The sequence below is a fragment of the Pyxidicoccus sp. M6 genome, assembly GCF_055568925.1.
Genome location: NZ_CM145714.1, coordinates 7196900 through 7210733 on the forward strand (window position 1 = coordinate 7196900; position 13834 = coordinate 7210733).

The 13834-nt window shown below is 70.5% G+C and carries 6 protein-coding genes (1 of these 6 only partly in view); 3 read left to right on the forward strand and 3 right to left on the reverse strand.

Translation table 11 applies throughout. The features are described 5' to 3' along the window. Positions 1 to 7855 carry the 5' portion of an amino acid adenylation domain-containing protein gene (locus tag ACVTJA_RS28400; RefSeq protein WP_465824257.1) on the reverse strand. The gene continues 4859 nt to the left of window position 1, outside the view, so only the first 7855 of its 12714 coding nucleotides appear in the window; its start codon is at positions 7853 to 7855; the stop codon falls past the left edge of the window. A 124-nt stretch (positions 7856 to 7979) separates the two neighbouring features. Here ACVTJA_RS28400 and ACVTJA_RS28405 point away from each other — a divergent pair, with 124 nt between their 5' ends. Then, positions 7980 to 9677: a cyclic peptide export ABC transporter gene (locus ACVTJA_RS28405; protein WP_465824259.1), complete on the forward strand. Its 1698-nt coding sequence runs from the start codon at positions 7980 to 7982 to the stop codon at positions 9675 to 9677. 56 nt (positions 9678 to 9733) lie between these two features. Further along, positions 9734 to 10906, forward strand: coding sequence for an OmpP1/FadL family transporter (locus ACVTJA_RS28410; protein ID WP_465824262.1), 1173 nt, complete (start codon positions 9734 to 9736; stop codon positions 10904 to 10906). A 142-nt stretch (positions 10907 to 11048) separates the two neighbouring features. Here the strand turns inward: ACVTJA_RS28410 and ACVTJA_RS28415 are convergent, their stop codons facing one another. Beyond that, positions 11049 to 11930 (reverse strand): cyclic nucleotide-binding domain-containing protein, encoded by an 882-nt coding sequence (locus ACVTJA_RS28415; protein WP_465824264.1) that lies wholly within the window; start codon positions 11928 to 11930, stop codon positions 11049 to 11051. A gap of 95 nt (positions 11931 to 12025) precedes the next feature. Next, a complete protein-coding gene (locus tag ACVTJA_RS28420; protein ID WP_465824266.1) occupies positions 12026 to 12706 on the reverse strand; it encodes a Crp/Fnr family transcriptional regulator in 681 nt (226 codons plus the stop codon). A gap of 233 nt (positions 12707 to 12939) precedes the next feature. On the opposite strand from ACVTJA_RS28420, the gene ACVTJA_RS28425 reads away from it, so the two are divergent. Then, positions 12940 to 13833: a cyclic nucleotide-binding domain-containing protein gene (locus ACVTJA_RS28425; RefSeq protein WP_465824268.1), complete on the forward strand. Its 894-nt coding sequence runs from the start codon at positions 12940 to 12942 to the stop codon at positions 13831 to 13833. Position 13834 lies beyond the last annotated feature (1 nt).

Below are 13834 nucleotides of genomic sequence, written 5' to 3' on the forward strand. Positions count from 1 at the left end.
CACAGAGGCCCACGGTGGCGCCCGGCCGCACGCCCAGCTCCCGCAGTCGCCACGCCACCTGGTTCGCCCAGACGTCGACCTCGGAGTACGTGAGCGAGACGTCACCGGAGACCACCGAGACCGCCGTGGGCGTCCGTGCGACCTGGGCCTCGAACAACGCGGGCACGGTGCCGGCGGGCCGGGAGCCTTCCCCTCGCGCGTTCCACTCCACCACCACCTGACGCCATTCCTCCTGCGGAATCAGAGCCAGGTCGCGGACGCGCCGCTCCGGGTCGCGCACGCCGTCCTCCAGCAGCATGCGCAGGTGGCTCAGCAACCGCGAGGCCGTCTCCGGCTCGAACAGGTCGGTGCTCACCTCGAGGTTGGTGGCGAAGCCCTCCGGTGTGTCCGTGAGGTTGAGGCGCAGGTCGAACTTGGCCGTCTGGCTCGGATGCTCCTGGACGCGGAGCCGCAGGCCCGGCATGGAGATCTCCGGCAGCGGGTCCTCCTGCAGGACGATCATCGCCTGAACGAGCGGGCTGCGCCCCAGGTCGCGCTCGGGCGCGAGCGCCTTCACCAACTCCTCGAAGGGCGCGTCCTGGTGCGCGAAGGCGCCGAGCACCGTCTCCCGCGCGCGGCCCACGAGCTCGCGGAACGTCGGCTCTCCGGAGGTCGACACGCGCAGCACCAGCGTGTTGACGAAGCAGCCGATGAGCCCTTCCACCTCGGTCCTGTCACGGCCGGAGACGGGCGTACCGACGCACAGGTCTTCCTGCCCGCCATGCCGGGACAGCAGCGCGGTGAAGCCCGCCAGCAACACCATGAAGGGCGTGACGCCCTCGCGCAGGGCCAGGGCCTTCACCTGCCGGGACAGCTCGGCGCCCAACATCGCACCGCGGCTCGTTCCCCGGCTGCTCCTCACGGCGGGGCGCGGATGGTCCGTGGGCAGCTCCAACGCCCGGGGGGCACCACTCAACCGCGCGCGCCAGTACGCGAGCTGTGACTCCAGCGCGGCCCCGTGCAGCCACTCACGCTGCCATGAAGCGAAGTCCGTGTACTGCACCGCGGGCTCGGTGAGTGGCGACTCGCGCTCCGCGGAGAAGGCGCGGTAGAGCGCCGCCACCTCGCGCACCAGCACGCCCAGAGACCACCCGTCCGACACGAGGTGGTGCAGCACCAGCAGCAGCGAGTGCTCGCGCGCATCGAGCTGGAACAGCATCGCGCGCAGCGGAGGACCGGACGCGAGGTCGAAGGGCCGCAGCGACTCCTCCCCTACCCGCCGCTCGACCTCCGCCGGGCGCGCGGACTCGGAGACCGCTGTCAGGTCCACCCGAGCCAGCGAGAGCCGGACCTCGGGGGAGATTCGCTGGACGGGCGTGCCGTCCTCGTCGCGGAAGATGGCGCGGAGGATGGCGTGGCGCCGGACGACTTCGCGCAGGCAGCGCTCCAACACGCCCGCGTCGAGCGCGCCCTCCACGCGGACCAGCACGGCCTCGTTGTACGCGGCACCGTCCGGTTCGAGCTGCTCCAGGAACCACAGTCGCTGCTGCGCGAAGGACAGCGGCAACGCGCCCTCGCGGGAGCGCGGAACGAGCGGCGGCACCCGGCCCGACATGCGCGGGAGCGCATCGATTCGCGCGGCGAGAGCGGCTGGAGTCGCCGCCTCGAACAGCTCGCGCAGGTGCAGCTCCACGCCGAAGGACTCGCGGATGCGCGACGCCGCCCGGGTCGCGAGCAGCGAGTGACCACCCAGGGCGAAGAAGTCATCCTCCGCCCCCACGCGCGGGACGCCCAGCAGCGACGACCACAGCTCCGCCACGCGCCGCTCGGTCTCCGTCCGGGGCGCGACGTACTCGCGGGCCTCGGCGCGCACGCCCTCGGGGGCCGGGAGCGCCTTGCGGTCCACCTTGCCGTTCGGCGTCAGCGGGAGCGCGTCGAGCGACACGACATTCGAAGGCACCAGGTGCTCGGGCAGGGAGCGCCGCGCGAAGGCACGCAGCGTGTCCTCGGAGAGCGCGGCATCCGGCCGGGGCACGACGTACGCCACGAGCCGCGCGCTTCCAGGCACATCCTCCCGGGCCACCACCACCGCCTGCCGCACGCCGGGATGCCGCGCGAGCACGGCCTCAATCTCTCCCGGCTCCACGCGGAAGCCGCGGACCTTGAGCTGATGGTCCACGCGTCCCAGGAACTCCACCGTGCCGTCCGCACGCCAGCGCGCGCGGTCCCCCGTCCGGTACATCCGAGCACCGGCGTAACCGCCAAACGGGTCCGGCAGGAAGCGCTCCGCCGTCAACTCCGGCCGAGCGTGGTAGCCGCGCGCGACACCCACGCCGCCGATGAACAGCTCCCCGGGCACACCGATGGGCACGGGCCGCAGCTCCGCATCCAGCACGTAGAGCGAGGTGTTGGCGATGGGCGTCCCGATGGGAACCGGCCCCGGCTCCGAGCCCACGCGGTGCGTGGAGGACCAGATGGTCGTCTCCGTGGGGCCGTACATGTTGAGCAGCGCCCCACCCACGGTGTCCCGAAGCTTCGAGGCCAGCTCCACCGGGAGCGCCTCACCGCCCACCAGCATCCGCTCCAGGCCCGCGAGCGCGCCCGGTGCATCCGGCTCCAGCAGCAGCGCCTGCGCGAGCGAGGGCGTCACCTGGAGGTGCGTGACTCCATGCCGCCGGAGCTGCGCGGGTACCGTCCCGCCATCCCGGCCCTGGAGGCGGAAGTCGCGCTCGCAGCGCTGCCGCACGGCGTCCAGCGCGGGCAGGTGGGCCAGCACCGTGTTCGTGTCCACGCCGAAGTCGATGAGGCACGCCACCTCGTCCACGCCGAGCGCATCGATGCGCGCCAGCTGCTCGCGGCACGTGCGCGGGGTGCCGAAGAGGCCGCCGCTCTCGAAGAACCGCGCGAAGGCCCGGTCCATGATTGCGTTCAAGTCCTCTGGCCGGACGACACTCGGGTCCAGGTCCACGCCGAGCGTGCGTCCCAGCCCGCGCATCAGGTCCGCGGAGCTGCTGAGGTAGCGGCGCAGCGGGCCCTCCACCGTCTCACGCACGCGCTCCGCGTCGTGCCCCACGAAGGTGTGGAGCATCAACGTCACGTGCCCCTCACCCGGGTGGCCCGCCTCGCGCCATGCCTCGCGGTAGAGGGCGAGGCGCTCGCGCAAGTCCTCCCAGCGCTGGCCCAGCAGGTGCGTGAGCACGCCCGCGCCCATGCGCCCCGCGTCCCGGAAGGTGTCCGGGTTGCCCGCGGCGGTGAGCCACACGGGCAGCTCGCGCTGCACGGGACTGGGACGGATGCGCACCTCGACGGGGACGCCGGTGCCGTTGGGCAGCATCACGGCGTCGCCGCGCCAGAGCCGCCGCACGAGGTCCAGGTCCTTCCGGGTCTGCTCACGCCGCTCCGCGTACCGCTCGGGCGCGAGCACGAAGTCATCCGCGTGCCAGCCCGCGGCCACGGCAACACCCACGCGCCCGTTGGACAGGTTGTCGACGAAGGACCACTCCTCCGCCACGCGCACCGGGTGATGCAGCGGCAGGACGACGCTGCCGGCGCGGATGTCCACGCGCCGGGTAACCGCGGCGACCGCGGCGCTCGTCAGCGCGGGGCTGGGGTAGAGCCCGCCGAAGGAGTGCAGGTGTCGCTCGGGAGTCCACACGGCCTCGAAGCCATGCTCGTCCGCGAAGCGAGCGCCTTCCATCAGCAACCGGTACCGCTCCGCGCCCGGCGTTCCATCATCCGCGGCGAAGTAGAAGAGGCTGAAGCCCAGAGGCTTGCGGCGCGTGATGGTGGACCTGCGAGGCGCGGCGGCCAGGGCCCCCTGCTCTCCCTGTACGGCGACCTTGAAGCCGCGCGACAGCGTCCAGAGCAGCTCCAGCACGGAGATGTCGAAGGACACGCTCGTCACCGCGAGCCACGTCCCCGGCGCCGCACCGACGCGGGCATCCATGCCGGTGAAGAAGCTGGCGACGTTGCGGTGCGGAATCAGCACGCCCTTCGGACGCCCGGTGGAGCCGGACGTGTAGAGCACGTACGCGAGGTTGTCGGGCCGCACACCGCAGGCGGGAGGCGTCTGCGCCTCGTCGGGCCCGCCGGGTGGATCCAACAGCACCACGGTGCGTCCACTGGCCTGGAACGCGGAAGCGAGGTGCCGGTGCGCGAGCACCACGGGCGCCGCGGCGTCCTCCAGCATGAGCGCCAGCCGGGTCTCGGGATACGACGGGTCCAGCGGCAGGTACGCGCCGCCCGCCTTGAGGATGCCGAGCAGTCCCACCACGAGGTCCACCGAGCGGTCCGCGCAGAAGCCGACGATGCACTCCGGCCCCACGCCCTGCTCGCGCAGCCGCCAGGCCACCGCGTTGGCCCTGCGGTTCAACGCGCCCCAGGTGAGCTCCACGTCGCCGCAGACCAAGGCCACCGTCTCGGGCGAGCGCGCGGCCTGGGCCTCGATGAGCGTGTGGATGCATGCATCCTCGAAGTCGGTGCGCGTGTCGTTCCACTCCACCAGCACCTGGCGCCGCTCGGACTCGGGGAGGAGCGGAAGCGCGGTGACGCGCTCGTCCGGATTCGCGACGACAGCCTCCAGCAGCACCTGCAACCGCTGGGAGAACCGCGACGCGGTGGCCGCGTCGAAGAGGTCCGTGGCGTATTCGAGCCAGCCATCCAGGCCGTCAGCACCGCGCGCGAGCGAGAGGGTCAAGTCATAGGGCGTGGCACCGGGGTCGACGTCCACGCGGCGGGCGTCCAATCCCGGAAGCGCGAGCGAAGCCGCCGGCTCCGGCTGGAGCACGAACAGCACCTGGAACAGCGGCGCGCGAGAGCGGTCTCGCGCGGGCTGCACGGCATCCACCACGCGCTCGAAGGGAACGCCCCGGTGCGCGAAGGCATCGAGCGTGGCCTCGCGCGTACGGCCCAGCAGCTCACGGAAGCGAGGCGCACCGGCCAGCGAGCCACGGAGCACGAGCAGGTCGAGGAAGCATCCAATCAATCCCTCCAGACCGGCCCTGTCGCGCCCATTCACGGGCGTGCCGATGCAGAGGTCGTCCTGCCCCGAGTGACGCGACAGCAGCACCTGGAAGGCCGCCAGCAACGTCATGAACAGCGTGGAGCCCTCGCCCCTTCCGAGGGCCTCCAACCGGGCCGTGAGGGACGCGGGTACGCGCAGCGGAACCCGAGCGCCCCGGTAGGAAGGCACGGGCGGGCGCGCATGGTCCGTCGGAAGCTCCAGCGCCGCCGGAGCCCCCGCCAGCCGCTGCTTCCACCAGTCCAGCGAGACGGAGTCTTCGAGCTGGCGGCGCCACCGTGCGAAGTCGGCGTACTGGAATGGAAGCGGCGGCAGTGCAGCCGTGCCCGCGAAGAGCGCGCTCAGCTCGCGCGCCAGGATGGCGAAGGAGCCTCCATCCGAGACGATGTGATGCATCACCACGACGAGCAGGTGCTCGTGCGCGTCGAGGCGAATCAGCGTGAGCCGGAGCAGCGGCCCCTTCGCGAGGTCGAACGGAGCGCGAGCTTCTTCCCCCGCGAGCCGAAGCGCCTCCGCCTCACGCTCCGCCGCAGGCACCTCGCGAAGGTCCACGCGACGAATCACCGGCGCCGGTGCTAGCGCGGTGACCGCGGAAGGCGTCCCGTCCTCCTCGCGGAACGTAGCGCGGAGGACCGCATGCCGGGCCACGATGGCCGCGAAGGCGGACTCCAGCGCTACCTCATTCAACGCACCACTGAGCCGCACCGCCGCGGGCAGGTGGTACGCGGGACTGCCGCGATGAAGCTGCTCGAAGAGCCACAGTCGCTGCTGAGCGGCCGTGAGTGGAGCCGGGCGCGCATCATCACCACGGACCAACGCCGGAAGCGCCGCCGCCCCCCGCGCCTCGAAGAGCGTGCGCGCAAGCTCGGCCACGGTGGGGCCCTGGAGCAGGACCTCCATGCGGAGGACGGTGCCCAGTGATTCGAGGTCGTTCGCCAGCTCGACGGCGCCGAGTGAATCCAGACCGAAGGACGTGATCGGCACATCACGCGCCAGCGTCTCCGGTGACACGCGGAGCCGGCCCGCGATGCGCGCCAGCAACCACGCCTCCAGCTCCTCGACGGTGGTCGGCTGCGAGGGCGCGGCCGGAGCAACAGCCCGTGCGCTCCCCTCGCCCGCGTCCGACTCTCGCCACGTCATCACCGCACGGGTCGTCCCGGCGAGCAGCTCCGCCCGGCACGCACGGCGCTGAATCTTCCCGCTCGACGTCTTGGGCAGCGCGCCCGGCTCGATGAGCACGAGCGTGTGGAGCTGCACCTCGTGCGCCTCGGAGAGTCCCCGGCGCACGGCGGCCACCAGCTCCTCGGGCGTCCACGGCTTGCGAGCGTCCACCTCGTACATCACCGCGAGCCGCTCCTCGCCCTCCACCTCGATGGAGAACGCGGCGCCGCACCCGGGCCTCAGCGCGGCGTGGCTGCGCTCAATCGACAGCTCCAGGTCCTGCGGGTGCAGGTTGCGCCCGCGGAGGATGATGAGGTCCTTGCGCCGGCCCACGACGAACAGCTCACCGTCGCGCAGCAGGCCCAGGTCTCCCGTGCGCAGGAAGCGCCGTCCACTCGCGTCGTCCGCGAGCGTCGCGCCGAAGGCCGCCTCGCTCTCCTCGAGCCGCTCCCAGTAGCCATGCGCCACGCTCGGGCCCGACACCCAGATTTCGCCCACCCGATCCGGCGGGCACGCGCGGCGCGTCTCCGGGTCCACGACGAGCAGCGTCTGGTCCGGCATCGTCCCGCCGCACCCGACGAGCGGACGCGACCCGGGCCCCTCCGCCCGCTCCACCGCCTCGTTCCGCTCCAGCGCCGACGCGTCCCAGGTGCGCGTGAGCACGCCCTCGCCCTTGCGCCCACCCGAGGCGATCAGCGTGCCCTCCGCGAGGCCATAGCAGGGATACAGCGCACCGCCCTGGAACCCGGCCGGAGCGAACGCCTCGACGAAGCGCGACATCACCTCGGGGCGGATGGGCTCCGCACCGCAGAAGGCCAGCTCCCAGCGGCGCAAATCCAACCCCTCGCGCTCACCGGGAGGCACCTTCCGCACGCACAGGTCGAAGGCGAAGCAGGGGCCGCCGCTGATGGTGCCGCCGAAGCGGGTCAGCGCCTCCAGCCAGAAACGCGGCCGCCGGAGGAACGCGAGCGGCGACATGAGCGCCACGGGGATGCCCGCGTACAGCGGCTGGAGGATGCCGCCGATGAGCCCCATGTCGTGATACGGCGGCAGCCAGATGACGCCCACGCTGTCGTCGCGCACCTCGAACGCGTGCGAAATCAACTTCAGGTTGTGCAGCAGGTTGCCGTGGCTGAGCCGCACACCCTTCGGGTCGCCGGTGGACCCCGACGTGTATTGCAGGAACGCCAGCGTGTCCCACGCGGGCGACGGCTCCGGCCGCTTCCACCCCGCCTCCGTGCCCTCGGGCAGCGCATCCGTCGCCACCCAGTGCAGCGAGGCCAGCTCCGGCGCGCCCTCGAAGAGGCTCTCGCCCATCTCCTGGATGAAGGCCGTGGTGAGCACGACGCTCGCACGCGCGTCGCGGATGATGGCGCGCAGCCGGGGCAACGTCCGCTCCAGCCGCATCGGGTCCGGTGGGTATGCGGGCACGGCGACCAGCCCGGCGTAGAGACACCCGAAGAAGCCCGCGATGTATTCGAGCCCCGGCGGATACAGGAGCACCGCCCGCTCGCCCGCGCGCGAGAGCGCCTGGAGCGCCGCGCCGATGCGACGGGCGCGCAGCTCCAACCCGGCGTGGCTCAGGACCGCGTCGTCGCCGCCGTCCTCGAGGAAGGTATAGAGCGCTGTCTCACCGTGCGTCTCAGCGCGGGTTTCGAGCAGCTCCAGGAGTGTCGCAGCCGGGGGGATTCGCACGCGCGGTGAGAACATGGTCGCCAGAGGGGGGAAGAGCCTGGATATCTCCGCTGGTGAGGACTCTGCAAGATAGGCTAAGAACGCGAGAAATCCGGCTCTGTTTCAGGCGGAAGGAATCGACTTCGTGAACCTGCTCCTCCTGCTCCTGCGCAGGTCACGCGGAGCCGTGGTACTGGCAGTGTGTTTCGGGCTTGTGACGGGTGCCGCGAGCGCGGGGCTCATTGCCCACATCAACGCCGTTCTATCGAGCGGCGGAACGCTGTCCGACCGCGGCACGGTGCTCGGGTTCGTGGCACTGGGAGTGCTGATGCTGGGCTCCCGCATCGCCTCGCAGTTGTTGCTGACGCGGCTCCAGACGGGCACCACCTTCGCCCTGAGGGATCAGCTCAGCCAGCGCATCCTCGCGACACCGCTGCGCCGGCTGGAGGAGCTGGGCACACATCGGCTGCTGGCGACGCTGGTGGACGATGTCCAGGCCGTCACCCAGGGGCTGTTGTGCCTCCCGCCGCTGCTCATCAACGGCGGCATCATCCTGGGATGTCTCACCTGGCTCGCGATGATGTCTCGCGTGGTGTTCTTCGCGCTGCTCGTCTTCGCGGTGCTCGGTGTCTCCAGCTACCTGCTCCCCACGCGTCGCATCGTCGGGCTGCTTCGTGAGTCCCGGCGGACGGATGACCGCTTCTTCAGGGACCTGCGCTCACTGACGAACGGGCTGAAGGAGTTGAAGCTGCACCGCGAGCGCCGGGCGGCCTTCCTCACCCAGGAGCTGTTCCCCACGGCGGAGGAGCTGAAACAGATCCAGGTGCGCATCTCCACGCTGCACACCTTCACGACGAGCTGGGGCATGAGCCTGTTCTTCTTCTTCATCGGGCTCCTGCTCTTCGCGCTGCCGGGCATCGCTCCGGTGTCGCCGTCGACGCTGGTGGGCTACACGCTCGCCGTCCTCTACCTCCAGCAGCCGCTCGACTCGACGATGACGCTGCTGCCCATGCTGGGCGCGGGCACCGTCGCGCTCCAGCACATCGACGCGCTGGCGCTCACGTCCCCGGCGCCGGAAGGCGAGGCACCCCCTCCCGCAAGACTCACCGCGTCACCGTCCCGAATCGACCTCGTCGGCGTCACCCACGCGTACCGGCGCGAGGGCGAGGACACACCCTTCACGCTGGGTCCCATCGACCTGACGCTCCGGCCGGGTGAAATCCTCTTCGTGGTGGGCGGCAACGGCAGCGGCAAGACGACGCTCGCCAAGCTCATCACCGGCCTCTACGCACCGGAGTCCGGGGAGCTGCGCGTCGACGGACGGCCCATCTCCGACGAGGAGCGCGAGCACTACCGCCAGCTCTTCGCGACGGTGTTCTCCGACTTCCACCTCTTCGACACGCTGCTGGGCCTGGCGCCCGGCGCGGAGGCGGAGCGGGCCCGCGCCTATCTCCAGCGGCTCCAGTTGGAGCGCAAGGTGCGCATCGACGCGAGCGGTGCGCTCTCCACCACGGAGCTGTCCACGGGCCAGCGCAAGCGGCTGGCGCTGCTGACGGCGTACCTGGAGGACCGGCCCGTGTACCTCTTCGATGAGTGGGCCGCGGACCAGGACCCCATGTTCAAGGAGGTCTTCTACCGGGAGCTGCTGCCGGACCTGAAGGCGGCCGGCAAGGCCGTGGTCGTCATCAGCCACGACAACCGGTACTTCGACGTGGCGGACCGGCTGGTGCGGTTGGACTCTGGCGCCATCGTCGCGGACGAATCCCAAAAGCGGAACACCGACGGGGCCGAGCCACCGTCCCCGGCCCCCACGGCTGCAAGTGGCACGGGCTTCCGCCTATAGTCGCGCCACTTCACGTTTCCGCCCTGCCTACCTCCATGAAGAAGACGCTCTCCCTCATGACATTGCTCGCCGCCGGCGCCAGCCAGGCCGCGGGCTTCCAGATTGACACCCAAAGCGCACGCTCGACGGGCATGGGCAACGCGTCCACCGCCGCGCTGGACGACTCGTCGGCCATCTACTCGAACGCCGCCAACATCCTCGGCGTGAAGAAGCTGGACATCACCGTCGGCGACACCGGCATCCTGCCCAGCCTCGAGTTCACCCCGACGGGTGGCACGGCGCAGGGCCAGAAGATGACGCTGTCTCCGCCGCCGCACGTGTTCGTCGTCTTCCGCCCCTTCGAGAAGGCGGCGTTCGGCGTGGGTGCGTACACGCCCTATGGCGCGCGCAGCCGCTGGGTGGATGACTTCGTGGGCCGCTTCAAGGGCCGCGAGTCGAGCCTCGCGTCGTATTACATCAACCCCACCTTCGCGTATCAGGTGCTCGAGAACCTCCGCCTCGGCGTGGGCCTGGACGTGGTGCGCAGCACGGTGGAGCTGAAGCGCTCGCTGAACTTCGTCGAGAGCGAGGGCGAAATCCACCTGGGCGGCGGCGCCTGGGGCGTGGGCTTCAACGCGGGCCTCCAGGCGGAGGTGCTGCCGGGCGAGCTGTCGCTGGGTGTGCACTACCGCAGCGCGGTGTCCACCACGTTCAAGGGCAACGCGGACTTCCAGAACGTGCCGACGGAGTTCCAGACGCGGCTGGTGGACCAGGCGGTGGAGGCGGACGTGAAGTTCCCGGCGACGCTGTCGTTCGGGCTCGCGGCCGTGCCCATGGAGCGGCTGACGGTGGCGTTCGACGTCCAGCTCGTGGATTGGGCCAGCTTCCAGGCGCTGACCATCGAGTTTCCCGGCAACCCCGAGCTGAACAACCCGGTGGCCAAGAAGTGGGTGGCGAAGGCGAAGTACCACCTGGGCGCGGAGTACGGCCTGACGCCGGAGGTGCAGCTGCGCGGCGGCGTCGTGGTGGACCTGTCGCCCAGCCCCGCGGAGACGCTGACGCCGGACCTGCCCGATGCGGACCGCTACAAGTTCACCGTGGGCGCCGGCTACAAGCTGGGCAACCTGCGCGCGGACGCGGCGTACCAGTTCGTGCTCCTCGCGAAGACGGAGAGCAAGGCGCCGGGGATTGATGGGACGTACTCCGGCACCGCGCACGTGTTCGGCGTGACGCTGGGTTATTCGCTGTAGACGGTAGCGGTGCGCTCCAGCTTCTGGAGGAGCTGGAGCGCTTCCTTGTCATCTCCGGCTCCGCGGGAGGAAATCCCTCTCAACTCATTTCATGAGCATGCGGAGCACACGATAAATCCTGGCACCAGAAAGCCAACCAAAGTCAGACATTCCCTGGCATCAACTCCAGGGTGCGCTGCAGCCGTTCCATCCCCATCTGCACCAGCTCGCGGCGCAGCGCCGGTTCGCCCATGAAGAACTTCCGGAACACGTCGCGCTCCAGTCGCATCAGCACGCATGGCGTCAACGCCTCCACCGTGGCGGTGGCCACCCGGCTGCGCAGCATGGAGACCTCGCCGAAGACAGCGCCCTCCTCCAGGTCCGGATAGGAAATGATTCCGCCCCCGGAGTGCGCGTGGAAGACACCGCAGCGTCCCCTCAGGAGCAGGTAGAGCGCATCCCCTGGCAGGCCCCGGGTGAGGATGGGCTCTCCCGCCTCGACGGCGCGAGGGACGAACGCCGTGACGAGCTGCACCGCCAGCTCCGGCGGCAGCGTCGCGAGCAGCGGGCTGGTGCGCAAGGCGTCGGCCATGAGCCGCTCCTGGCAGGCCATCTTCACCACGGTCGCTTCGAGCCCGTGCCGGGCCCCCGCCTCCACCAACCCCGCGCGCGTCAGCTCCAGCACGACGGTGCGCTCCACCGCCATGATGCTCGCCGTGCGGCGGCACTGCGTCACCAGCGAGAGCTCGCCGAAGAAGTCTCCCGGGGACAGGTACCCCACCGTCTTCCGCGGGCCGTCCGGCGGCTGCCGCATCACCGCGACCCGGCCGTCGACGATGACGAACATCGAGTCTCCAGGCTCACCCTCCCGCACCAGCAGCTTTCCCGCCGGGTAGCAATGCGTCCACACCGGCTGCGGCGTGAGGGGAGGTATGGGGCTCACCGTGACGGGAGGCCGGGGCTCCGCCGCTTCAGGAGTGCTCCCCGGGGAAGGAGAACGGCGGCGATTGAACAGAGACAGGAACCGGAAGGCCAGACGCGACATGACTCCTCCCATGCAGGAGCGAGGCTGCTCTGACACCGTATGTTCCGGCCTGGAATCACGCAGTGAAGCGCTTCACACCGCCCCGGAAGGAAGCCTCACTCCGCCTCGCGCACCAGCCGCGCGGGGTGGACCAGGGTGATGCGTCCCGCCTCGTACGACAGCAGCCCCTCGCGGACGTAGAAGCGGAGCCACTTGTTGGTGCTCTCGCGGGTGAGGCCGCACAGGTTGGCCAGCTCCGTCTGTGTGAGCTTCTGCGGGATGACGACGCCTTCCGCCCCCTGCTGGCCCTGGTTGCGCGCCAGCTCCAGGAGCACGCGCACCAGGCGCGCCCGTGCATCCAGGAACGTCGTGTCGTGCACGAGCTGCGTCACGTGCCGCACCAGCCGGCTCAACGTCGCCAGCAGCCCCAATGCCACCTTGGGGCGCGCGTCGAGGAAGAGGCGGAAGTCGTCACGCTGGATGGACAGGAGGTCCGTCTCCTCCCGCGCCACCGCGTCCGTGGAGCGAGGCTCCCCGTCCAGCAACGCCAGCTCTCCGAAGAAGTCCCCCCGGTTCAGCAACGCCAGGATGACTTCCTTTCCATCCGGAGATGCGAGGCGGATGGCCACCTCACCCTTGCGGATGATGTAGAGCGAGGTGCCCACATCCCCCTGGTGGAAGATGACCTCTCCCTTGGCGTAACGCCGCGTGCGCAGGAGCGCGGACAGTTGCTCGAGGTCGTCACCGCCAAGCTGCTCGAAGATGGAGACCTGGGCCAGGAGCTGCGAGTAGGACACGGAATCACCCCTCGGACCGCGTGTGCCTTCAATACTGTCAACGCAACCAGCTTTATCCATCTATCCGGATACGGCAGTTTCCTGCCAGGGTATGCGAGTGAAGTGTCGGAATGACTCTCAATTCCACACGTGTCTCCGGCTTCACCGCGAGGGAGTGAACAGCTTCACAGCCGTGCAACATCGAGGGGACTACCGTCACGTCCAACCCCGCAGTGAGTGACTGGACGGCTCCCATGGCTCGACCGACCGCATCGGCGTCTCTCGTCTCCTCCCCTTCTCCCCGCTTGGAGTCCGCCTCCGCCCCCTCGCCCCGGGATGCGAAGAATCGCGGCACCGAGCTGCTCCTCCAGGGAGACCTGGAGGGCGCGCTCGCCGCGTTCCAGGAGGCGGCGGCGCTGGCACCGGAAGATGCCACCTGCCGGCAGAGGGTCGCCGAGGTCCTCCAGCGCCTGGGGCGCACCCGCGAGGCGACGGCCGAGTACGAAGTGGCCGCGAGAATCTGGGACGAGCAGGGCTGGATGCTGCGCGCCCTGGGGCTGTGCAAGGTCATCCTCCAGCTCGCCCCGGATCACGCTCGCGCCCGCGCGCTGCTCTCGGACCTCCGCGCACGACGAGGGCTGCCCGAGCCCGGGGGTGAGGCCCCGCCGGTGAGGCGCCCCGCCCCCGAGGCGCCCACCCGCGTGCTGCGCCCGGAGGTGGTCGCCCACCTGCTGCGACCCCACCCGCTCTTCGCCAGGATGCAGCCGCGACTGCTCCAGTTGATGGGCGAGGCCTTCAAGCCCTGCATCATGGACACGGGTGAGACCATCCTGACCCGGGGGGAGCCGGCCCAGGCGCTCTACCTGCTCCTGCGCGGGCAGTGTGAGGTGTTCCACCAGCACGTGGACGGCCACGAGACGGCGTACCCCGACCTCGTCGAGGGAGACGTCTTCGGGGAGGTGGCGCTGCTGCGCAGCAAGCTGGTGACGGCCTCGGTGCGGGCGAAGTCGGCGTGTCTGCTCTTGAAGCTGGACCGCCAGTCCTTCGATCAGCTCGTCACGGCCCAGCCCGAGCTGCGGCGAGAGCTGCAGCGCCTGGGGTCCGAGCGACTGTGCCGCACCGCTCTGCTGCTGACGCGTCCCCGGTAGG

Coding starts and splice junctions, on each gene's coding strand:
- ACVTJA_RS28410 (WP_465824262.1), top strand. CDS start 9,734: ATGACATTGCTCGCCGCCGGCGCCAGCCAGGCCGCGGGCTTCCAGATT.
- ACVTJA_RS28415 (WP_465824264.1), bottom strand. CDS start 11,930: ATGTCGCGTCTGGCCTTCCGGTTCCTGTCTCTGTTCAATCGCCGCCGT.
- ACVTJA_RS28425 (WP_465824268.1), top strand. CDS start 12,940: ATGGCTCGACCGACCGCATCGGCGTCTCTCGTCTCCTCCCCTTCTCCC.